Source organism: Cytobacillus sp. Bva_UNVM-123, from assembly GCF_046351715.2.
Taxonomy (GTDB): Bacteria; Bacillota; Bacilli; order Bacillales; family Cytobacillaceae; genus Cytobacillus.
The window spans coordinates 2,565,213-2,587,749 of record NZ_CM177772.1 but is presented as its reverse complement, the minus strand read 5'-3'; the positions used below and the strand labels follow the sequence as shown (position 1 = coordinate 2,587,749).

Below are 22,537 nucleotides of genomic sequence, written 5' to 3'. Positions count from 1 at the left end.
AAAGAGCATGAATTATAATATTATAGTTTTATTAGAGAGTAATGATAAATTTGCTACCTTTTTGAATACAAAGATAAAAGAATTTAACAATGAGCATTCCATTCACCATAAAAATGCGAGAGAAAAAGGGTATATTCAACCTATAAATATTATCATAACTGATGAAAATGAAACATGGATCGGTGGAATAAATGCAGACGTATATTGGGATTGGGTTGAAATAAATGATTTTTGGATTTGTAATGAATTAAGAGGTCATGGTTTAGGTGGACTTTTACTTGATAAAACTGAGAAAATTGCGCGAGAAAAAGGAGCAAAGAAGGCACTATTAACTACCTTTGAATTTCAAGCACGTACTTTTTATGAATTAAAAGGCTATAAAGTCGTAGGCGAAATCAAGGATTATCCTCCTGGAAGCAGCTATTATACGATGGTGAAGACTCTAATTTAAAAAAATCTATTAAAAAAGATGCTAATTGGCGTTTCGGTGATAGTATTTGTACCACGCCTTTAGAAGGAGGACTGAAAATGGTCATACAATCTAATATGTCTCCAGAAGCAATTGTCGATGTATGGGTCGAAACTGCAGCTGTTTTCAAAAAGTATAATGTACCTCTTATTAAACAATCATTGGAAACCTTAATTGGAAACGAACAATTACCATCATTGCTTCGAGAATTAAATTTGGTTGTGGGTAGTTCCACTGCAACTTGTATAGAAGGTGGCTGACAAATGCCATCGAAAAAGGAGTAGTTACTTCTTATATTTAAAAAATGGCTTAGCTGCTTACTCTAAGCCATTTTTGCTAAAAGGACTTTCCAATCTTACTGCTCATGGGACCAAGTGATTGATTCCCCTGTTTTAGGGCAACTCGGAAACTTCTCTCCTTGCTGAAGAGCTACATGTTCACCATCTGCATCTATATAATGACCTGACTCCATTACCGTTTCTCCTGTTCGATGGGTATGGTTTGACTATTCGAATAGAGAAATATTATAGATAATGCCCTATCTTTCTTATATACCATTATGATATTTAACCTACCTAAATCCAAATTGAGGTCGGTTTTCCATGTTATAATAATGAAGGAGAATAATTTAATCCGAGGTGACTTATGGAATATAATGAAGAACAAGAGATGAGCAAGATAAATAAGCAAATAAGTTCATTGGACGAAGAAACGCTTTTTATTGTGTCGCAAACCTTTAAGGCTTTATCAGACCCAACAAGAATTAGAATTCTTTATTTATTATCTCAAAAACAGCACTCTGTTAATGAAATAGCTGAAAACTTGCATATGCTCCAATCTACTGTTTCACACCAATTAAGATTTTTAAAAAACTTGCGACTCGTTAAATTCCGTCGTGAAGGGACAACCATGATCTATTCATGTGATGATGATCATGTGATGGATATTCTAAAACAAACGATTGACCATGCAAGACATCATTAATATTTTTTGTAGGAGCTTATAATAACAAGCTTCTTTTTTTATGTCTATTTTATGTAAAAAGATATTATGCAAATAAGAGAATTAGAAAATTGAAATTGACAGAAAACTAGGTTGAGTATATAATCTTTATATGAGCACATATTCATATTATTGAAAAGCTTAATGAAATTTTTTACTTCTATGAGGTACATCATGGCGGAAGCAGCATATGATAAAATATATATGTGTAGATGTTCATATATATGATTTTCATGCTTGCTTGAACTTGTTTGGAAAATAACAAGAAAGGATATTTAAAAATATCAAGAAAACCAGGTGATAAGATGGGAGCAAAAGCGATAAGAAAAGAACTTGTACTTGAAGGTCTTGATTGTGCCTCATGTGCAGCTAAAATTGAAAACAATGTCAAGACAATAAATGGAGTTGAGGCATGTTCAGTTAACTTTGTAACAAAAACATTAACAATAGAAACTGCAAGTACAAAAAACGAGTCAATTGTCGATGAAGCAAAATCACTAATTAATAAATTGGAACCAGATATTCGGATTAATGATAAAGCAAATGGTTCCAGTACGAAACAGGTATTATTTTTACAAGGACTTGATTGCGCTAATTGTGCAGCAAAAATTGAAAAGCATGTAAATAGCGTGGACGGTGTGACTGTAGCATCTGTAGATTTTGTTTCAAAAAAGCTTATGATTGAAGCGTCAAACTCAAATACACTTCAAAAAATTGTAAGGGAAGTATCCATTAGCATTCCAAAGATTGAACCAGACATTGAAGTTATACTAGAACAAAATTCGATAGTGGACGAAAAACAAGGCTTAGGCTTGAAAAAGTTGATTACTAGGCTCTCAGTGGGTTTCATTTTAGGAGCAATCGCGTTAATTTTTAATCTTGGGGCGGCTATTGAAATTCCTCTCTTTTTAATTTCTTACTTATTAGTTGGTGGTGATATTTTAATAAGAGCAGGGAAGAATATTGTACGCGGACAGGTATTTGATGAAAACTTCTTAATGTCCATAGCAACAATTGGTGCATTTGCTATCGGGCAATATCCTGAAGGAATTGCTGTTATGCTATTTTACCAGGTTGGAGAATTATTTCAAAGTATAGCCGTTAATCGTTCACGAAAATCAATTAGTGATTTAATGGATATTCGTCCAGAGTATGCTACCTTAAAAGTTGGGAATGAAACGAAGAAAGTTTCACCAGAGGAAGTTAATGTAGGCGATCTTATTATAGTAAAACCTGGAGAGAAAATACCGCTCGATGGGATGGTTACTGAAGGAAATTCGATGGTTGATACTTCTGCTTTGACAGGTGAGTCAGTTCCAAGAGAGGTTGAGGCAGGTAGTGAAGTTTTAAGCGGCTTTGTGAATTCGAATGGTGTTTTGTCCATTCAGGTCACTAAAGCATATAGTGAATCAACTGTAGCCAAAATTCTAGACTTAGTTCAAAACGCAAGCAGCCGTAAAGCGCCGACAGAGAACTTTATTACAAAATTCGCCCGTTACTACACTCCTGTTGTAGTTATGATTGCAGCTATGCTTGCAATCATTCCGCCACTTATGATTGAAGGTGCATTATTTTCTGACTGGGTATATCGAGCGCTTGTTTTCTTAGTTATTTCTTGTCCGTGTGCACTGGTTGTTTCTATTCCTCTTGGATTTTTTGGTGGAATTGGCGGTGCATCTAGAAGTGGAATTCTCGTAAAAGGCAGCAATTATTTAGAAGCTTTAAATAGTGTGAAATATGTGGTATTTGATAAAACGGGAACATTAACAAAAGGTGTTTTTAAAGTGACAGACATTTCTCCTGAAGGGGATGTAACGAAGGAAAGCTTGTTGGAATACGCAGCACTTGCTGAAAGTTACTCGAACCATCCTATTGCTCAATCGATTTTAGCAGCGTATGGAAAAGAGATTGAAAAAGAAAAAATTGACCAATATGATGAAATCGCTGGTCATGGAATCAAAATCAAAGCTAACGGAAAAACGATTCTAGCCGGAAACAAAAAGTTAATGAACAAAGAAGCTATTTCCTTTAAAGAAGAAGATGTCATCGGAACAGTGGTGCATCTAGCAGTAGATGGAAAATATGCGGGGTATATTGTTATTGCGGATGAAGTAAAGGAAGACTCTAAAAAGGCGATTGAAGAATTAAAGGCAATAGGTATAAAAAAGACCGTTATGCTGACAGGTGATGCGAAACAGGTAGGAGAAAAAGTCGGGCATACATTGGGATTAGATGAAGTTTGTGCCGAATTGCTGCCGCACGAAAAAGTGGAGCAAATAGAGCGGCTGGACAGTCATAAGTTGAAAAATGAAAAGCTTATCTTTGTCGGTGATGGGATTAATGATACACCTGTATTAGCAAGAGCGGATATTGGTATTGCAATGGGGGGATTAGGTTCAGATGCAGCCATTGAAGCAGCAGATGTTGTCATTATGACTGATGAACCTTCAAAAATTGTCACAGCTATTAAAATCGCAAAACGCACGCGTAGAATTGTTTGGCAAAATATTATATTTTCCCTTTCTATTAAAGGGGTTGTCTTAATATTAGGTGCATATGGTCTTGCAACCATGTGGGAAGCCATTATTTCGGATGTTGGTGTGACCTTAATTGCAGTACTAAATGCAATGCGTGTATTAAAAGTTGATCGTTTATCTTAAGGCATGATGCTTTCAACTTATGAATTGGTGCAGTGTTTTGTGATTCCAGGATGATAAGAGAAGGGGAGAATCTTATTTTATTAGATTCTCTCTTTCTCTTTATTTTTATGCATATTTTAACCCTTTGAACAAAAATGATTCCTTTCTCAATCTATTTTTTATGATGAATTTATGAATACTTTGTGTCTTTTGTGAGATTTATCCAAAACTGCATAGTTTCTTGACAATCATTTCCTATATTTACAGTACGTATATTTAAAACACTATAAGAGTAGGTGCAATATTTGGAGCAGATTAATCTTTTGTTAGCATTTGGAGCAGGCTTTTTATCATTTATCTCACCTTGTGCTCTACCACTTTATCCTGTCTTTCTCTCCTATATAACTGGGATGACAATTCTTATTTCTATATTAATCCCATTGTTTGGAGGATTCACTGGATTTTAATACTAGGATACATATATTTACTTTTATTTGGAGGAAGGAATATGAAGAAGAAACGACTTATCATCAGAAGTGTGATTTTGGTTATAATGATTGCTGCAATCAGCTATACACTATATGCCAATTTTACAAAGGATAAAGTAGGTAATTTAGCGATTGGAGATAAAGCACCGGATTTTCTCCTTTCTGATATAAATGGCAACAAACATCAGCTATCAGAATATGAAGGCAAGGGAGTGTTCTTGAACTTTTGGGGAACATGGTGTAAGCCGTGCGAAAGGGAGATGCCCTATATGAATAATCAGTATAAAGGATATAAGGATCAAGGTGTGGAAATTTTGGCCATAAATGTAGGGGAGCCGGACTTTTCTATAAATAAATTTGTTGAAAAACATAAGCTTGTTTTTCCTATCCTTAAAGACACCAATAGAGATGTAATGACCTTATACAATATTAACCCTTTGCCAACGACGATGTTGATCGATCCTTCAGGAACGATTATAGCTATAGAAACAGGCGAGCTTTCTGAGGAGCGAATTATAAAAATGATGGAGAGCATTAAACCTCAATAGTAGGGATATGGAGTGGCAACTGCAACTTTCATAGTATTACAAAAAACTAGTAACAACTTAAAAGGATGTTACTAGTTTTTTTGTAAGGTCTGTTTCTGGATATTTTCTACATTACGCTGGAAACCAAGATAGTAAAATTAATTTTATAAATCTGTTCCTTCACCGAGGCGAACTACTCGGGAGGTACCTTGCTGTCTTTTTGTGACATTTCTTGTGTCAAAAACAAGAGTGGCATGTCGTAGGATTTTGTCTAGTGGAATGATAGAATGGTCTGTTAATATAATCACACAATCCATCTCATTTAACACTTGTTCTGTCAATTCTGTATTTGTAAATATATGGTCTTCAATAGTTATGGATGGAATATAGGGGTCATGATAGATGACGTAGGCCCCCTTTTGTTTGAACTTATTTATTATCTTTACGGCAGGAGAATCGCGTGTATCCGCTACATCTCTTTTATATGTGATTCCGTATATAAGAATCTTTGCCGATGAAATGGATTGCATAGAATGTAAAAGCTCTTCAGTACGACCAACGATATAGTCAATCATTTTTTCGTTTGTACGATCGGATAAGGTGATAAATTCACTGCTCATCTCCATTTGCTGCAGTTTCCATTGTAGATATAAAGGATCAACTGGAATACAATGCCCTCCTATCCCAGGACCTGGATAAAACGGGCTAAATCCATAAGGCTTTGTAGAAGCAGCATCGACTACTTCCCAGAAATCAATCTTTAATTGATCACATAGAATGGCCATCTCATTGACAAATGAAATATTAACAAAACGGAAGGTGTTTTCAAGGAGCTTGGTTAATTCAGCTGCTTCCGTTGAGGAAACGGGAATGACCTCTCGATATACTTTCCCGTAAAGAGACTCTGCCTTCTCCGTGCACTTCTTTGTCACCCCCCCGATAACCTTCGGAATATCTTCAATTCGATATTTATCATTACCAGGATCAATTCTTTCAGGAGAATTTGCTAGGAAAAAATCTATGCCTGCATGCAGTCCACTTTGTTCAAGAATAGGCAATAATACTTCCTTTGTAGTCCCTGGAAAAGTTGAACTTTCTAAAATAACAAGCTGCCCTTTTTGCAGCTGCTTTTGAATTTCCTTTCCTGCGCTCATGACAAAGCTTAAATCAGGTGTTTTTCTTTTTGAAAGTGGTGTAGGTACACAAATAATAATAGTGGAAGCGTCTTTTATATCCTCAAAGTTTGTTGTTGCATGGAAATGTCCACAGTCTATTACCTTCTTTAACGTCAGATCATCGATATCTCCAATATAGCTTTTTGAATTTTGAAGCATAGTGATTTTACTAACATCCTTATCAATTCCCGTTACAAGAAACCCTTTTTTCGCGAGAAAGACAGATAAAGGAAGTCCTACATACCCTAAGCCAATAACAGCAATTTTATCTTTTATCCTTTGTGAATCATGCTTGTCCAACCATCTATACTCCTCTCGTCGTTATTAAAAATATTTACCATATTAAAATATGTGCAGTAAAAGAGATGGAACTGGACAAGCAACTAAACCTATTAAAATTAGGTGTTATTTTTTAGGAAATTTGTTTGAGATCCAATAAACCCGGATAAGGTGCATCCTCATTGAATGAAAGAAAAATGAGTGCCGCTGGTTACAAGCCGTTTCACTTTGCACATGTAGATCATAGATTAGCGGGGAGCAAACAATGGTCAGTATATTTTAGGCTCAAAAGTTCGCGAGCGATGAAGTCATTACTACCCCTTTTAACTGACATGTGTAGAAAGAAAGGAGATTGAATATGAATCTCGGAAAAGTAGCTGTAACAGGCGGTGCGGGATTTTTAGGGTCACAGCTTGTGAAGAGGCTTTTGCCTTTGTGTGACCATATTTATATTATTGATGATTTATCGACCGGTAACAAGGCGGCCATCCCACTGTCCGAACGGGTAACCTTTTATGAAGAAAGCATCACAAATGTAAAGGTGCTGGAAGAGGTGTTGCCCCATGTGGATTATATCTTTCATTTTGCCTGTAAAAATCTTGTCTTATCTGTTGAAAATATGAATAATGATTTTGAAACGAATTTATACGGCGGCTATTTGCTGCTTCAAAAAGCACAAGAATGCTGCAGGAGGTTAAAGCGATTTGTCTATGCCTCTACCACCTCGATTTACAGTGATGCTGACATCCTTCCGACACCAGAATCTTATTATAATATTAATCTTCCTTATGCAGCTAGTAAGTTCTCGATGGAACACTATTGTCATGTTTATTATCAAATGTATCAATTGCCTTTCACGATTTTACGGTTTTCCAATGTATATGGTCCAGGACAGCTAGCCTCGAACCCATATTGCGGGGTTGTAGCGAAATTCTTTGAAGCAGCACAAAATCAGCAGCCAATGATAATTTATGGAGATGGTAGCCAAACGCGTGATTATACGTATGTGGAAGACGCGATAGATGCTGTGTTATTGGCAGTTGCCCAAGAAAAAGCAGTTGGAGAAGTTTATAACGTTGGAACAGGGATGGAAACTAGCGTACTCGAACTAGCAAAAGAAATTCAGAAGGCTTGTGGGCAAAAGGATCTTACACTTAAGTTTATGCCGAAACGAAAAGTGGATGTCGTGCACCGAAGGAGTATTTTAGCGAAGAAAATTCAAACTGAAATAAATTGGAAAAACCAACATTCTATTGCAGAAGGGATTAGAAAAACCTATGCATGGCTTAAAGGAGTGGAGGAAAATGAAAATCTTCCACGGAACAACTGAAATTGCTGGCCAAATGGGGATTTTGAGCAACGCCTTGACCAAAAAAGGGCATTGTTCAGTTGGTTATAATACCTTTCACTCTTACCTGGGCTATAAAGACTTTCTCGTGAATACCGATCAGAGGGGACTTGTGGAAAAGGTTCCACAAATTCTCGAAGATTATGATCTGTTCCATTTTCATTATGGTACGACTCTCTCCCCGGATTTTACCGATTTACCGGAAATCAAAAAACGAAATAAAAAAATGATCATGCACCACTGGGGGAATGATGTCCGGTTTCATGAGCAGGCCAGAATTCACAACCCGTATGTTTATACGGGCGACTCGCCGCCTAATGAAGATATTCATGCTAAATTAATGAAAATTACGCAATATATCAAAGAAGCCATTGTTCAGGACTATGAAGTGTATGATTATATCAAAGATTATTATGATAAGGTGCACGTAGTTCCTATTGCCATTGATCTTACACATTTTCAGCCCCACTTTCCTTCCGTGGATAAAGATCGGCCGCTCATCCTTCATGCACCGACGAATCCTAAATTCAAGGGTACCTGCTATATTGAAAAGACGATTGACAGATTAAAAGAAGAATTCGATTTTGACTATCGGCGGATTGAAAAAATGAATCATGAGGAGGTCATTAAACAATATAGGGATGCGGATATCATAATTGACCAAGTTTTATGCGGCTCCTATGGCTTGCTTAGTGTGGAGTCGATGGCCCTTGGTAAGCCTGTGTTGACGTTTATTCGTCCGGATCTCATTTCCTCGTTCCCTCCGGATTTGCCGATAGTAAATGCCAATCCTTCAAATTTATTCGAACAGGTTAAACGGCTGCTTGATAACCCGGAGCTTGGCAGGGAGCTTGGCGTCAGAGGTCGCAAGTATGTGGAAAAGGTCCATTCACATGATCTAGTCGCTGATCAATTGCTCACTATTTATTCGAATTTAAGGGGTTAAGGAAAAACATAACAATGCTATTATTATGCAAAAAAAACTGGTTTCAAGGAATTGAAACCAGTTTGCGCTTTTCTTATACTGGAAATGCTGCAGTTGGATAAACAGGTGTATAGGTTTTTTTTATGAAGGAATAGAGGTAAGCATACTCTTGAGGATGATGTTTATAAATCTTGTGAATGGATTGATTAGGAAATTGAAAAACTAGAAGGCTTTTTTTCATATATTCGTTGTAAACTCCGTAATTTAAATAATCAAGCAAATGGTTTTCCTTATAGAGAAGCCCTTTCCCAAAAGTGATTTGCATGCCGGTGCGGTAATATTTTGCAAATACAGTAGAGTTGGCAATCCATGTATAATCCGGTCCTGTAGCTCCATAATAGTTTGGATGAGTGCAGGCAGCATCAAATCCAAACTTCTTCCACTCCAGACATCCTGCAGAACCATACTGCTGCAGCCATAATGACAACAGTCCTTTTTGGCGAATATAAGCGGTCACATTTTTAACAAGATTTTCATCACGGCTGTCAATAGATGCCCGAGGCCAAACAAATCCCCGAAAGGTTAATTTGTTTTTGAGAGTAGCTTTCTTTTTCCAAGTACTCAAAAACTGATAAATCCACCATATCATCGCTGCATACCGGTCTTTTTCTTTTTTAAAATTTATTCTTCTACCGTCTAACATCCCAAAATTTGTTTGCGTAAGAATAGGATAAGGTATTGTCACCCAAATATCTGTTTTCTTGCCTTTTAACGAATTGTAAGCTGCTGCATCCAAATTGTAATATTTTTTGAAAAGCTCTTTTAATACCAGTTTCCAATCCTCTTTTTTCGGTAATGTCCCGAAATCGGCATAAATCGGGTTGATAAAATGATTTTTCCTGCCACTAATTGGATTGAAGATCAATCCTCCAAACATTGAATCAACAGGGACGCCATTAACTATATATGATTGATATGGCTTTAATTCTTTAGCTGTCCAATTGGGAATCCCATATTTAGTGTCCCCTCTATAGGGAAGCAGGCAAAGGTGATTTTGTACACCGAGCTCTTCTGCTGACATATATTCATTTGTTGACAAGAGATTACTACTCCTTCCTGTAGTTGTCTAGCTCAAGCGCCTACCCTTCACAGGTCGATAGCCTGTCCATCATGAAGGTTAATAAAGCAACTAACACCTGCTTTGTTCTTATGCTTATGGGGGTGGGTGAAGCGCTTGAGTATTTCTTATTGTCCTACTACAGCGTATGAGCCTCTCGGATAAATGGTGAGTAAGCATGTCCCCATTTTATTATCTGTAAATAACCAACTTGGACAAAGCGAATATACTATAGAGGAAGGAGTGATTTGTATGAAAATTGTCCATGCCCCAACTGAAATTGCTGGACAGATGGGAATTATCTGTAAAGAATTACGGAAGAAAGGGCATCACGCTGCTGGATATAACGGCTTTCACACGTATTTAAATTATAAAGGAGATATTCTTAACACAGACGCATTTGAGGTAATGAGGGAGCTGGAATTCCTCATTAATAATGCTGAGATTTTCCATTTTCATAATGCCAACACGTTTCTACAGGATTTCTCTGATCTACCGTTATTAAAGGAAATGGGGAAGAAAATGGTAATGCATCACTGGGGTAGTGATGTCCGTAGTGTGAAAATGGTAAGAAAGCTGAATCCCTATCAGCTTCCACCTACGTATTTTACGGATTTACAAATTGATAGGCAGCTTAAACAACTAGCGAATTATATTGATACAGCAATCGTTCAGGATTATGAAGCTTACCCTTACGTAAAAGACTATTACAAAAAGGTATTTGTCTTGCCGCTTGCATGTAATGTTGAGAACTTTGAGGTTTCTTATCCATCCGAATCCAATCATAAGCCTACCATTATCCACGCCCCAACAAATCGTTCATTTAAAGGGTCAATCCATGTAAAAGAGGCTATTAAGAAAATACAAGGCAAAGCTGAGTTTACGTATCAGATCGTTGAAAAAATGAGTCATGAAAAGGCGCTCGAGATTTATAAGAAAGCAGATATCATTATTGATCAGCTGCTTTGTGGAACATATGGAATGTTCAGTGTCGAAGCGATGGCCATGGGCAAACCGGTTGTTGCATTTATTAGAGATGATGTCCGTAAAAAGTTCCCCGCTTCTCTGCCAATCGTACAAGCAACTCCAGAAACTCTTGCTGATGTCCTATTAAAGTTGATTCAAAACCCGAAGGAACGTCATGAACTCGGAATAGCAGGCAGAAGGTATGTGGAAGAGTATCATTCAGCTAAACGGGTAACGAACGAGCTAATTAAGATCTATTATCAGCTATAAAAGGCTTATTTCAAATAAAAATATTATTTATTGACTGTAGTTTCGAGCTATCCGTTCAATGACCTTTACCCGGTTATTGAACGGGTGGCTTTTGTGTTTGCCTTATTCATAGAGCATATTAATCCATATTTCTTTAAATAATATTGACATTGTCTTCACCTCATCTTTACCTCTCTCTAATAATCTGTAAACAGTACAAAGATACTTTGAAATAGAAGGGAACGAACGACTATAGAAAGAGGGAAGAAGCATGAAAACCGCGTTGCCACGTCGATTGTAGAGGGAATTAAAGAATACATTTCCACAAAACAGGGGGAATTCCGAGAATCTATTAGCCTATGTGAAAATATGTAGAGTGTGTAGCACAGATTGTGTTGATCTATGTAGAAAGTGAAGAAGTACGAGTAGGTATCTTTACCTCCTGCTCTTAAGATGTTTTAAAGTGAGGACATGATGTAATATGGAAAGTATACAACTTAACCGTTTGAGGAAAAGGAAACTAAAAAAAAAATTAAGATAATGATTGTGCTATTTATGATGATATCTGGCTTTTTGATGATAGATCAATTTATGAGAAGCCCATCTCTCTCCCAAAGGATACCAGAGGATCCAATCGAAAAAAATGTAGAAAATCATCTTTCCCAAAAGGAAAATAAAGTGGAGAAGAAGGTTAAGAAGAAAGAAAATCAAAAGGTCGTATATTTGACATTTGATGATGGTCCAAGTAAATGGACGAAAGACATTCTCGATGTATTAAAAGAGTATGAAATCCAAGGGACATTTTTTATGCAGGGAATCCATTTGGAACAAGCTGCTTACCAAGCGGATGTAATCCGTGCAACAGAGGAAGGAAATTACGTTGGGGCACATAGTATGACACATGATAATACCATACTGTATAAAAATAAACAGTTTGTGCCTGAAATGAAAGAAACGCTAAAGCTAATCCACGATATTACTGGAACAAGCCCACAGCTTATACGCCCCCCATATGGATCTATACCAGGTTTAAAAGATGATGATATTCTGCAACAAATAATTGAAGAGGAAATGAAAGTATGGGACTGGACAATTGAATCACTAGATTGGAAGTATCAAAATGATCCAAAAATGATTATGAAAAATATTGAAGATGGTACGAAGAATAATATAGAAGTAGTTCTTTTACATGAGAAGGAAACAACTTTGAAACTTCTTCCTGAGATTATCACATTTTTTAAAAATGAGGGATACAGCTTTGGTGTTTATAGCGATGATGCCCATTTTCCATGCAATTTTTTGTCAAATAATCAATTATAGGTATCAATTAAACTAGAAAGGGAGTGGACGGTATTAGAAAATGCATGTATATAATTGGATAATATTGGATGATATATAATGGATGGTGATTCTTCAATAATAATGAAGGATCGCTTTTTCTATTAACTATCATATAACTATCGGAGCACGGGATGTAGAACAAATAACATTGATTAAGTAGTAAACGAGCATAATGATATTCAAAATTTAGATGGTTTAAATAGATTAGTGGAAAACGTAAATAATTAAAAAGAAGCTAAAATAGTTTTTGGATTGTAAATTATCCCCATATCGGATAGAAAAAATAGTATTCTGATAATTCTTTAAAGAGTAAATTAAGATGATCGAAGATTATTGTTAAAGTTGAAAATTAAAAAGTTTAAATCTTGAGGAATGAATGTATACCAATTTGAACAAATTTTTATGCTATACAGAATTTCATATAAATAGTTTATTTCTGTAAATAATTTGGTTCTAGTATGTATAAACTTTGTTTCAATGTATTTTGTCTCACTATCTTAAGTATACTTGGTTTATGAGATTTAAATTCGATTTATTTAAATGAGTTCCTATAATATATATTATGTAAACTAGAAACAAAAGTTGTAAGATTAAGTTTCTCCCCTCAAATTCAAGTGATGACGGATGACACAAAAATGACAACTAGTGCCTTTTTATAACTTTTTAGGGTTAATGGAACTGATAGTTAAGTTTTCATGCAATCCATTTTTACATAGAGCGTTGAAATAAGCCCTTTAACTTATACGTTTAAGTCCATTCATTTAATAATATGTTCTATCCATTTTACAACATTATTAACAATAGGTGTATAATGTTAATTCCAAGATAAGAAAGATCCTTCAGCGATAAACTTGCTCTATTTTTCAGTAATCCTCCAATCTTTTTTTAAATATAATCATCAATGTCAAGATTTTGATCAGATACCTTATTCTTTCCTGATATTTGGTTTAAGTACTTAAATTTCTCATTAATATTCCATGATGATTCATATTTATCAATCCAATCTTCCCTCCATGTAATCATAAAAAATCCTCACTTTTTTATTATCAGTAAGGACAAAATTATATTTTTTATGCAGATGGTTTAAAAATTCTCTTATTGGATCAGACTTAACATATTTAGATCTACATTTTATTCTGCTCCTCCTTTTCTTAGTATCTTTATTTATGCAAGTAATGTCATTTAATTTATTAATTAATCCTTCAAGGTTATTTTTAGCTGGTATAATCGTTATCACTCTTATTTATAAGAACTTTTGACATGTAAACCGCTTAACCAAAATCTGAACCCACATATTCATACCTGGAAAGGGTCGGTTTCCTTTTTTTGTATAGCCTTCAACTAATTGAGTTGGAGCAACAGATAACGACAATCTCTGAACAAATTCCTCTGGACTATATGGCTCCTGATTAGCGATGAATGGATGAAGTGGGCATCAATCGCTTGGATATTTTTCAATGATACCTTTTTCATCACATATCTCCTTTTTGTTTTTATCCTTTATTTTCTATTTATAGAGTAGAAAACGATAGATATCTTTCTCAACTATACGTAGAGAATCTCTCCAGAAATCTATTGATTCAACACCTATGTCTAACTTCTTTGCCAATGTTCTAATACTCATTTGTCCACTCACGGAAAGAAACTGATCAAACAATTTGACAAACGAAGATTTATTCTCAACGTATTTCTCATAAAGCACTTTTGAAAACAACAAGCCGAACGTATACGGAAAATTATAAAAATTATTATCAGCATAATAGTATTGAGCTTTACATATCCACATATATGGATGTAAAAAATCATGATCGAGGCTAGTGCCGTATGAGTCCATTTGGCTTTTCTCCATCATATTTTTCAAATCGATCGGGGATAAAACTTTGTTTCGTCTTCTCTTAAACAATTCAGTTTCAAATAAGAAACGACTATAAACATCAACTATTGCTTTGCTTGATTGGGAAACATCATTTTCAAGTATAATGTATTTTTCCCTTCCCTCTCTCTTCTGGAGCTCTGCCTGTTTTACAATTATTTCGCTAAAAATTGAAGCTGTTTCTGCGATCGGTAGTGGAGGTTTACTATTTACATAACTTTGATTTCTAAGACATTCATTATGATAACCATGACCTAACTCATGCGCTAGAGTTACTACATCACTTAAACTCCCAGTGAAATTACACAATATCCTGCTCTCTCTCACACTGTAGAGGTTAACGCAAAGAGCCCCTCCCCGCTTTCCTTTCCGTGGCTCAGCATCAATCCAGGACTCTTGAAATGCCTTTTTAGCAAAGCACCCCATGGAATCACTAAAAGCTCCGAAATTTTCTATAATCAGATCTTTCGCTTGCTCAAAAGTGAAGGTTAGCGAGTCTGTATCCAAGGGGGCGAATAGTTCAAAAAAAGGCAAACCATTCTTTGCGTCTAATAATTCTGCTTTTCTCCTATAAAAAGCATGAAATGATGGTAACTTCTCTTGAATGGCACTAATCATCGTATCTAAAGCCGCTTCGCTCATTTTCTGATCCAATAATGTTTTTTTTAGAGGAGATGAGTAGCCTCTCATCTCAGATAAAGTAATCACTTCCCCTTTAATTCCGTTTAAACAAGCGGCGCAAGCATTTTCTATTTCTGAATATGCATTCATTTCAGCTTCATAAGCATTTTTTCTTACTGTAAAATTTTTATCATAGGCCATATTCCTTGCCATCGATAAAGGGATTAACTTTTGTTCATCATTTATTGTCACATTTACCATAAGGTTAGAGGTTAATTCGTTGTGCATTCTCGTCCATATGTTTGAACCCATATTTTCCATTTCAGCAATAAATTCTTCGCTTTTCTCAGTTAATACATATTCATTATTTTCTACTAATTCCGTTAGATAAAACTTATGCTCTTTTAAAGATGCAGATGACTGAATCAGTTCATTTAGATTTTCCAAAGTACTGATCCACTTTTGAAAAGTTACAAGTGGTTTCACACTTCGAGCTTTTATTCGCTGTAAATCAGCAATTGCTTCCAACGACTTTTGGTTTTCATTGTCTTCATAGAAAGTCAATTCAGCGAATTGGTATAACCGATTAAACCGATCGTAAAAACTATTTAACATATTAAGATAAGTCTCTATTTTGTTACTTGCGTCAAAATCACTGTGCGCATTTGTTTCTACCCACTTTTCTATGGACTTCAGATCTTCCTTACATTTTTTCATGTCAACACAGAATTCGTGTGAGTCAAAGAAGGTATATAAAACATCCAGCTTCCACCTCATGATTACAATCATCTCCCCTTATGAATGTCTTTTTTGTCTTCCTAACTCCTCAATCAGGTACCCAAGCAACGCACTTCTTACGGGGATGTCCTGAATCAATACATGCTCGTGCACTGCGTGAGCTCCATCTCCAACAGGACCAAGTCCATCAAGCGTAGGCGCTAGAGGAGCTGTAAAATTCCCATCACTAGCCCCTCCAGTCTCAATTTCGACCAAGTCAATTCCCAATTTTTCCTTCCCAATTTTTCTAGCCAGTTCAAACATTTTTCCAACTTCCTTCGTACGTTCCAGTGGCGGACGATTTATTCCACCTTCTACCTCTATCCTAGTTCCTTCAATCACAGGAACGATATTTTCAATGAGGGGAATAATCCGATCAAATTCAGCTTGTGTCCTCACTCGTATATCGACTTCTGCCTCTGCTTCCGCAGCTACTACATTCCCCCGCGTTCCTCCATTAACAGTTCCAATATTTACCGTTGTACCGATTGTGTAATCAGTAAGTTTATGAAGGTATAGGGTTTGATGGGCTAATTCTTCAATGGCGCTTTTCCCTTTTTGATGATCAATTCCTGAATGTGCGGCTTGCCCTGTTACTTTTAGTTTGTACATCCCAACTCCTTTACGGGCCGTTTTTAAAGCACCGTAATCGAACATGGGGGGCTCAAGGACGAGGACGTAATCACTTTTTTTAGCTTCTTTCTCAATGATTTGACGAGAAGATGGACTTCCTATTTCTTCATCTGAAGTGATTAAAAAAACAACTTGACAATTTGGATTAGTTTCAAAGTGCAGTAATGAGTGTAACGCATATATTCCTTGAACAATTCCTCCCTTCATATCGAAAATTCCCGGTCCATAGGCTTTATCACCTTCAATACGGAAAGGGTTTTTTTGCAAATCGCCGCTTTGCCATACAGTGTCTCGATGTGCGAGTAGAAGAATCTGATGATCTCCCTGTCCCCATCTTCCACGGAGGTGGTTCCCATACGTTTGATTAGGAATGACCTCCATCGTTCCTCCAGTAAGAGAAAGATAAATCTCCGCTATCTTTTTACCTAATAAATCATTCATTTCTTTCTCGAGAGAAGGAGATTCTATTTCCACCAGTGTTTGTAACGTATTAAGCATTTCATTTTGTTGACTCTTCAAATATTTTAATAAGTCGCCCATATTTTCTCCTTTCTTCAATCATTTTTGTTCTTACAAATATAGATGATATGTTTAACCGCATCTTTTCCCCGAATATTTGACATTTCATTCTCCTGCAATGTGTTAATTTGTTTCCCACGGTAAAAAACACTTCCGGTTACTTTCGCAATAGTGTAGTAATTCTAGTTGCATTTGATACATTTCCCCCTTTCGTTTGTGTCTGATTACCTGGTAACAAAATAGTCGTAAGCGGATTTTGCTACTCTCGCGATCATTTGTGCAGCTTCCTGTTGTGAGCTGTTATTTTCAGAGAAAGCCGAAACAATGACGGTACCTTTTTCTTCAGGTAAATAAATGATGCCAATATCATTATGAACACCACCGACTGAACCCGATTTACAAGCTACTGGGGTTCCGGCAGGCAACAAATTTGGAATCCGATCGCGGAATTGCTGTCTTTTCAAAATGTCAATCATCTGCTCGCACGCTTTCTTTGAAATCAACTCTTTTCTAGCTATTTTCTCCAACAATAATGCCATATCAGCTGGGGTTGACACATTATTCTCTATACTCTTGGTAAACACGATGCTTCTTTTATCATGTTTTGCCTGGAACAGACGAAGCGACACTTCTTCATACTGCTCGTTGCTATGCAATTCAGGGTCTAGGTTTACAACCAAACTTAATAACTGCCAGCATGTCAGATTCACATAGGTATCCTGTAATCCGATACTCTTCATATATTGGTCAGTACGGTTCACACCTACCAGCTCAAGTATTTTGTCTGTTCCGACGTTATCGCTAACAATAATCATCAGAGTTGCCAAATCCTTCAGCGAAACCTCAGATCCAGGATCGAATTCTTTTAATATCCCCGAGCCTGGAACTCGATCTGTCAATGAAAGACGGACTCTCGTATTTAAATCGATTGTCCCTGCCTCCACTTCACGAAATAAAGTCGCTAGAATCGGTACTTTATAACAGCTTGCCATCTGAAAAAGATGCCCTTCATTAATCTTCACCTCTTCATCTGTCTCCAAATGTTTGATGACAATCCCGAATGTTGCTGTTGCTTGTCCAACTAGTTCTTCGATTTTTTTTTGCAAGTCCATGTTTAACTCATCCTCTACCAGTTATTATTTTTTCACTCGTGGATTAAGTGCGTACGCAACCCCGTCACCAAGCAAATTAAAAGCCAAGACCGTTATGATGATGGCCAATCCGGGAAACAAAGACATCCACCATGGCTAGAAAAGATCGACCAACAAAAATCATTGATCCCCACTCAGGCGACGAAGGCTGTGCCCCTAAACCGAGAAAGCTTAATTCAGCGGTAATTAGAATACTGTTACCGATTTGCAGTGTCGATAGTACGATTACTGGTGAAAGAATATTTGGAAATGATTTTCGCATCTCTCACACCCAAGGCACGTGCTTCAATGTTTTCTTGACAATGGTCTTACCTATTTAGCAATCAAAAATGACAAACCACTCTTTCAAGATCCAAAGACATCTAGCATGATTTGAATATTTTCTTGATTAAATTCAAGCATTCATGTGTTTTCATCCTTGATGAACCGTTCCATAGATGCCTTAACTGACTGTCTTTCACTTGTCCCATCCTCTCAGTCTGTTTTATGGCTGGGAAGCTTTGTTATGGGCGGAAAACCTCTGAATAGAGAGAATTCTTCTCAATTTTTTCATAGTTAGGCTCGTATCCAATCCCCGGTTTTTCAAGTAATGTAATAACTCCATTGTGAGGTGTTACCTCCGGGTCTATAATGTCTTCCTCCCAATAGTTTTTTGATCCGGCAGTATCACCGGGGAAGATAAAATTGTCCAAAGTAGTAATGGCAATGTTATGTGCTCGTCCAATTCCCGACTCCATCATACCGCCACACCAGACTGGAACATTCTGTTGCTTGCAAAGGTCGTGAATTCTCTTAGCTTCGGTCAATCCTCCAACACGTCCGATTTTGATGTTGATGATCTTGCAACTTCCCAACTCAATCGCTTTTCTGGCATCTTCTACAGAATGAATACTTTCGTCGAGACAAATAGGTGTTTTTAGTCTTTTTTGAAGAGCAGAATGATCGATGATATCATCATGTGCGAGTGGTTGCTCAATCATCGTCAAGTCAAATTGATCCAATTCTTGCAGTAGGTCGCTATGTGCCAGTGAATAAGCGGAGTTTGCATCTGCCATTAGCTGAATATTTGGAAATTTATTTCGGATAGCCTCCATTACTGCAATATCCCATCCAGGTTTTATCTTCACTTTTATCCTCTTGTAGCCTAAATCGAGGTTTTTGTGAATGACATCCAAAAGTTTAGGAATGGAGGCTTCGATCCCAATACTTACCCCCACCTCTACTTCCTTCTTCGTCCCTCCAAGCGCTTGTGCCAAACTGACTCCTTTGCGCTTGGCAAACAAGTCCCAAACAGCCCCTTCCAATGCGGATTTTGCCATGTTATTCCGCCGTACTTTTTGGAAAATAGTGGACACATCGGATGGGTCTTCTAGGTGTTTACCTATCAGCATGGGAATGAGGTGTTCTTTAAGCATTTGCCAGTTTCCTTTTACTGTCTCTTCACTGTACCAAGGAAGGACCATCGCCACTGATTCCCCCCATCCTATTACTCCATTCTCATCCATTATTTTGACTAAAATAAATTCCTTATCTGTTACCGTTCCAAAGCTTGCCGTAAAAGGTTGTTTCAATTGCAATTTCATGTAGTGTAAGATAACTCTCTTTATTTGCATCACTAGTAACCCCTTTCATCCAAAAATTTATTCTTCGATTATCGTTCTGTAAATCTCGAAATTGTGTTCATATTCTAATATTCGTTGCCTAGCTTGCTCTGAATCAATCACAGACATACCAGCAACAATTGCATGAAGCAACACAAAAAGTGGCGGAGTAACATCGAGTGTAGAGGAATCCGTACTTGGAACTTGCAGCACGATATCAGCGTTTTGGCTGACTGGTGCTAGAACATCATCGGTAATAGCAACTATATATGCTCCCTTGTTTTTAGCTATCCTTACAATATCCAGTGTTTCTTTGCTATATCTTTTGAATGAAAAGGCGATCAGTACCCATTGTTTATCCATTCGTGATGATAATTGGACAATATCATCCGTATTCTGGTTATACACTTGGGCATCTTCACAGAGCATACGTAAGCTGAATGCCAGCCAATGTGCCGGTGCATATGATGACCGCAAGCCTACTGTAAGGACTTTTTTTGATTTGCTAATGCTTTGCAAAACTTTCTCAAATGCTGTTTCTGAAATAGTTCCAAGCATCCTCTCGATTCGGTTCAAACTTTCTTTTACCACTTCGATAAAAAAATGCTGATTATTTTTAAAACGTTTGGCGGTTTCCTGATGATGCGTAAGCGCATTCTTTTCATTTCGTAGCTGCTCGGCAAACACTTCTTTTTGTAATTGACTGAAACCGCTATACTCCAATGCGTAGCAGAACCGTATAATAGTTGTCTCGCTAACACCGATCTGTTCCCCTACACTCGATGCAATATTATTTATAAACAGTTCTGGGTTTTCCAGAAGATGTTCTGCCACCTTTTTTTGTTGCTTAGTTAACTGAGCATAGTGTGTTCGAATTTTTTCTCGCATCGTAACCATTATTCGTCTAAATCCTCCTATGAAGTTTTGCTACCTTTTTTATTTCGTTTTGAAGTTTCACTTCTTTATGCTATTCTAAATAAAGCAGGGTAAAATATCAAGTCTTTTTCTTTCATTTTTATAGACTCTAACATTATGCCAATCATCTAGATTCTTCATAGAATAATCAATCTTTTCTTCTTTAGACTTACTTACTAATTACAGAAATAAAGGGTCTTGGTATCTTCTCATACAATTTAGACCAGTAACTAGAATCAGGTTGATATGATCGGGCTCTTTAAAAAACAAAAGCTGCTTCAGTCAAATTCAAGCACCTTTTCCAAATTATATTTACTTAGATGAGGGTGGTGTAACTACGAATATAACAACTACATTTATATATAAGCGTACTCCAGAAACCATTCAAAAGAAGAGAGGAAGTTACCGATGCCAATGAATCAGACAGTAGCAGGGAAATCGATTTTGCAATGGCAACAAGAATACCCGATATTACAAGATGTAGTGTCATTAAAAGAAGTTCTTTGGACAAATGCTAAGTATAAGGCATCAAGTATTGATACTCTTACCATTGATGAAAAAGATGTGAATCATGCCGAGGAAAGATGGAAACGCTTTGCACCTTACCTTGCTAAGGTATTTGAAGAAACCCAAAGCATGAACGGTATAATCGAATCTCCTTTCGTACCTATTCCCCATATGCATCGTTATCTTGAAAAAAAGTATCAGAAAGCACTTCCTGGGAAACTATGGTTAAAATGCGATAGCCACCTCCCTATTTCGGGATCGATTAAAGCGAGAGGTGGGATATATGAGGTTCTAAAGTATGCAGAGGATCTTTTGTTTAAGCATAAACTGTTAACACCTCAGGATGATTACTCTATTTTAGATTCTAAGAAGTTCAAGGATTTTTTTTCGCAATATTCAATCGCTGTAGGATCTACCGGTAACCTAGGACTGAGTATTGGAGTAATGAGTGCAAAAATGGGTTTTAACGTGACTGTTCATATGTCAGAAGACGCAAAACATTGGAAAAAGGACTTGCTCAGAAAAAAAGGCGTTACTGTAATTGAGCATCGTTCAGATTATAGCAAAGCAGTTGAGGAAGGAAGAAAACAAGCAGAAACAGATCCACATTGCTACTTTATTGATGATGAAAATTCAAAGCACTTATTTTTAGGGTACGCAGTAGCAGCTATTCGTTTAAAAAATCAATTAGATGCAGCAGGCGTTATTGTCGATAGAGACCATCCTTTATTTGTATATCTTCCGTGCGGTGTTGGTGGTGGTCCGGGAGGCGTTGCTTTTGGTTTAAAATTGATTTACAGGGAACATGTGCACTGCTTCTTTGCTGAACCAACCCACTCTCCATGCATGCTGCTTGGGTTGTTAACAGAATTACATGATCAAGTATCTGTTCAGGATTTTGGGATAGATAACAAGACTGACGCAGACGGTCTTGCAGTAGGGAGGCCTTCTCGATTTGTAGGTAAAGTAATCGAAAGCTTATTGAGTGGAATTTTTACAATTGATGATGAAGAATTATATATTTTACTACATGCTCTGAGTAACAGCGAAAATATTGACCTTGAACCCTCTGCATTAGCTGGAATGCTAGGAACCGTCAAACTGCATAATACAAGAGTCGGTCAGGAGTATTTATCTGAAAATGCATTAGAAGAAAGGTTGGAAAATGGTACACATATTGTTTGGGCAACTGGCGGAAGCTTGGTTCCAAAAAAAATAATGGAAGGTTATTATAACAAAGGCTTACATTTATCAACACTGAAAGATTCACTTACTGAATACGATAGTTGAATAAAAGAAAAAGCGGTTCAGGCTGTGAACAACACAGTCTGAACCGCTTTTTGTAATTAATCCCATCATAGCAGGGGCTATGCAGCGGTTATCATTACTCCTCCTACCTTGCTAATCTTGATGAA

19 protein-coding genes and 1 pseudogene are annotated in these 22,537 nt (G+C 36.8%); 11 read left to right on the top strand and 9 right to left on the bottom strand.

Features of this window, described 5'->3' with window-relative positions; genetic code table 11:
• Positions 1-7 precede the first annotated feature (7 nt).
• The 6 genes and pseudogenes from KDN24_RS12915 to KDN24_RS12890 all read left to right on the top strand — a co-directional run bounded on the left by KDN24_RS12915 (position 8) and on the right by KDN24_RS12890 (position 5,146).
• Positions 8-451, top strand: coding sequence for a GNAT family N-acetyltransferase (locus KDN24_RS12915; protein WP_409973850.1), 444 nt, complete (start codon positions 8-10; stop codon positions 449-451).
• A gap of 77 nt (positions 452-528) precedes the next feature.
• On the top strand, positions 529-729 hold the full coding sequence (locus KDN24_RS12910) for a hypothetical protein (RefSeq protein ID WP_409973851.1): 201 nt from the start codon (positions 529-531) through the stop codon (positions 727-729).
• 385 nt (positions 730-1,114) lie between these two features.
• A complete protein-coding gene (locus KDN24_RS12905) occupies positions 1,115-1,453 on the top strand; it encodes an ArsR/SmtB family transcription factor (RefSeq protein ID WP_409973852.1) in 339 nt (112 codons plus the stop codon).
• 323 nt (positions 1,454-1,776) lie between these two features.
• Complete coding sequence (locus tag KDN24_RS12900) at positions 1,777-4,131, top strand: heavy metal translocating P-type ATPase (RefSeq protein ID WP_409973853.1); 2,355 nt, start codon at positions 1,777-1,779, stop codon at positions 4,129-4,131.
• A gap of 284 nt (positions 4,132-4,415) precedes the next feature.
• Positions 4,416-4,529: pseudogene (locus tag KDN24_RS12895) on the top strand (cytochrome c biogenesis protein CcdA); the annotation flags it as partial.
• Between the two features lie 89 nt (positions 4,530-4,618).
• Positions 4,619-5,146 carry a thiol-disulfide oxidoreductase ResA gene (locus KDN24_RS12890; RefSeq protein WP_409973854.1) on the top strand — a complete coding sequence of 176 codons (528 nt, stop codon included), beginning with the start codon at positions 4,619-4,621 and terminating at the stop codon, positions 5,144-5,146.
• Between the two features lie 143 nt (positions 5,147-5,289).
• Here KDN24_RS12890 and KDN24_RS12885 read toward each other — a convergent pair whose 3' ends face one another.
• The gene (locus KDN24_RS12885; protein WP_409973855.1) at positions 5,290-6,600 is read right to left on the bottom strand and encodes a nucleotide sugar dehydrogenase; all 1,311 of its coding nucleotides are present in this window, start codon (positions 6,598-6,600) and stop codon (positions 5,290-5,292) included.
• A gap of 337 nt (positions 6,601-6,937) precedes the next feature.
• On the opposite strand from KDN24_RS12885, the gene KDN24_RS12880 reads away from it, so the two are divergent.
• A complete protein-coding gene (locus tag KDN24_RS12880) occupies positions 6,938-7,909 on the top strand; it encodes an NAD-dependent epimerase/dehydratase family protein (protein WP_409973856.1) in 972 nt (323 codons plus the stop codon).
• Positions 7,884-8,873 (top strand): glycosyltransferase family 4 protein, encoded by a 990-nt coding sequence (locus tag KDN24_RS12875; protein ID WP_409973857.1) that lies wholly within the window; start codon positions 7,884-7,886, stop codon positions 8,871-8,873. The genes KDN24_RS12880 and KDN24_RS12875 overlap by 26 nt, the downstream gene beginning before the upstream one ends.
• 73 nt (positions 8,874-8,946) lie before the next feature.
• Here KDN24_RS12875 and KDN24_RS12870 read toward each other — a convergent pair whose 3' ends face one another.
• Complete coding sequence (locus KDN24_RS12870; protein WP_409973858.1) at positions 8,947-9,951, bottom strand: DUF4855 domain-containing protein; 1,005 nt, start codon at positions 9,949-9,951, stop codon at positions 8,947-8,949.
• 270 nt (positions 9,952-10,221) lie between these two features.
• On the opposite strand from KDN24_RS12870, the gene KDN24_RS12865 reads away from it, so the two are divergent.
• Complete coding sequence (locus KDN24_RS12865; RefSeq protein ID WP_409973859.1) at positions 10,222-11,205, top strand: glycosyltransferase; 984 nt, start codon at positions 10,222-10,224, stop codon at positions 11,203-11,205.
• A gap of 555 nt (positions 11,206-11,760) precedes the next feature.
• The gene (locus tag KDN24_RS12860; protein WP_409973860.1) at positions 11,761-12,504 is read left to right on the top strand and encodes a polysaccharide deacetylase family protein; all 744 of its coding nucleotides are present in this window, start codon (positions 11,761-11,763) and stop codon (positions 12,502-12,504) included.
• A gap of 906 nt (positions 12,505-13,410) precedes the next feature.
• On the opposite strand, the gene KDN24_RS12855 is transcribed toward KDN24_RS12860, so the two are convergent.
• The 7 genes from KDN24_RS12855 to KDN24_RS12825 all read right to left on the bottom strand — a co-directional run bounded on the left by KDN24_RS12855 (position 13,411) and on the right by KDN24_RS12825 (position 20,597).
• Entirely contained in the window at positions 13,411-13,548 is a 138-nt protein-coding gene (locus tag KDN24_RS12855) for a hypothetical protein (RefSeq protein ID WP_409973861.1), read from the bottom strand.
• Positions 13,549-14,032: 484 nt separating this feature from the next.
• Entirely contained in the window at positions 14,033-15,808 is a 1,776-nt protein-coding gene (locus KDN24_RS12850) for a M3 family oligoendopeptidase (RefSeq protein ID WP_491348452.1), read from the bottom strand.
• Positions 15,809-15,814: 6 nt separating this feature from the next.
• Entirely contained in the window at positions 15,815-16,969 is a 1,155-nt protein-coding gene (locus KDN24_RS12845) for a M20 family metallopeptidase (protein WP_409973863.1), read from the bottom strand.
• 203 nt (positions 16,970-17,172) lie between these two features.
• Complete coding sequence (locus KDN24_RS12840) at positions 17,173-18,060, bottom strand: serine hydrolase (RefSeq protein WP_409973864.1); 888 nt, start codon at positions 18,058-18,060, stop codon at positions 17,173-17,175.
• Positions 18,061-18,136: 76 nt separating this feature from the next.
• A complete protein-coding gene (locus KDN24_RS12835; RefSeq protein WP_409973865.1) occupies positions 18,137-18,361 on the bottom strand; it encodes an ABC transporter permease subunit in 225 nt (74 codons plus the stop codon).
• 241 nt (positions 18,362-18,602) lie between these two features.
• Positions 18,603-19,712, bottom strand: a complete 1,110-nt coding sequence (gene menC, locus KDN24_RS12830; RefSeq protein ID WP_409973866.1) for an o-succinylbenzoate synthase — start codon at positions 19,710-19,712, stop codon at positions 18,603-18,605.
• 27 nt (positions 19,713-19,739) lie between these two features.
• On the bottom strand, positions 19,740-20,597 hold the full coding sequence (locus KDN24_RS12825; protein WP_409973867.1) for a MurR/RpiR family transcriptional regulator: 858 nt from the start codon (positions 20,595-20,597) through the stop codon (positions 19,740-19,742).
• A 426-nt stretch (positions 20,598-21,023) separates the two neighbouring features.
• Between KDN24_RS12825 and dsdA the strand changes: the two genes are divergently transcribed.
• On the top strand, positions 21,024-22,412 hold the full coding sequence (gene dsdA / locus KDN24_RS12820) for a D-serine ammonia-lyase (protein ID WP_409973868.1): 1,389 nt from the start codon (positions 21,024-21,026) through the stop codon (positions 22,410-22,412).
• The last annotated feature ends 125 nt before the right edge of the window (positions 22,413-22,537 follow it).

Bases quoted from the DNA above. Each gene is read 5' to 3' on its own strand.
- KDN24_RS12915 (WP_409973850.1), top strand. From the start codon at position 8: ATGAATTATAATATTATAGTTTTATTAGAGAGTAATGATAAATTTGCT.
- KDN24_RS12910 (WP_409973851.1), top strand. From the start codon at position 529: ATGGTCATACAATCTAATATGTCTCCAGAAGCAATTGTCGATGTATGG.
- KDN24_RS12905 (WP_409973852.1), top strand. From the start codon at position 1,115: ATGGAATATAATGAAGAACAAGAGATGAGCAAGATAAATAAGCAAATA.
- KDN24_RS12900 (WP_409973853.1), top strand. From the start codon at position 1,777: ATGGGAGCAAAAGCGATAAGAAAAGAACTTGTACTTGAAGGTCTTGAT.
- KDN24_RS12890 (WP_409973854.1), top strand. From the start codon at position 4,619: ATGAAGAAGAAACGACTTATCATCAGAAGTGTGATTTTGGTTATAATG.
- KDN24_RS12880 (WP_409973856.1), top strand. From the start codon at position 6,938: ATGAATCTCGGAAAAGTAGCTGTAACAGGCGGTGCGGGATTTTTAGGG.
- KDN24_RS12875 (WP_409973857.1), top strand. From the start codon at position 7,884: ATGAAAATCTTCCACGGAACAACTGAAATTGCTGGCCAAATGGGGATT.
- KDN24_RS12865 (WP_409973859.1), top strand. From the start codon at position 10,222: ATGAAAATTGTCCATGCCCCAACTGAAATTGCTGGACAGATGGGAATT.
- KDN24_RS12860 (WP_409973860.1), top strand. From the start codon at position 11,761: ATGATAGATCAATTTATGAGAAGCCCATCTCTCTCCCAAAGGATACCA.
- KDN24_RS12855 (WP_409973861.1), bottom strand. From the start codon at position 13,548: ATGATTACATGGAGGGAAGATTGGATTGATAAATATGAATCATCATGG.
- KDN24_RS12850 (WP_491348452.1), bottom strand. From the start codon at position 15,808: ATGATTGTAATCATGAGGTGGAAGCTGGATGTTTTATATACCTTCTTT.
- KDN24_RS12845 (WP_409973863.1), bottom strand. From the start codon at position 16,969: ATGGGCGACTTATTAAAATATTTGAAGAGTCAACAAAATGAAATGCTT.
- KDN24_RS12840 (WP_409973864.1), bottom strand. From the start codon at position 18,060: ATGGACTTGCAAAAAAAAATCGAAGAACTAGTTGGACAAGCAACAGCA.
- KDN24_RS12835 (WP_409973865.1), bottom strand. From the start codon at position 18,361: ATGCGAAAATCATTTCCAAATATTCTTTCACCAGTAATCGTACTATCG.
- menC (WP_409973866.1), bottom strand. From the start codon at position 19,712: ATGCAAATAAAGAGAGTTATCTTACACTACATGAAATTGCAATTGAAA.
- KDN24_RS12825 (WP_409973867.1), bottom strand. From the start codon at position 20,597: ATGGTTACGATGCGAGAAAAAATTCGAACACACTATGCTCAGTTAACT.
- dsdA (WP_409973868.1), top strand. From the start codon at position 21,024: ATGCCAATGAATCAGACAGTAGCAGGGAAATCGATTTTGCAATGGCAA.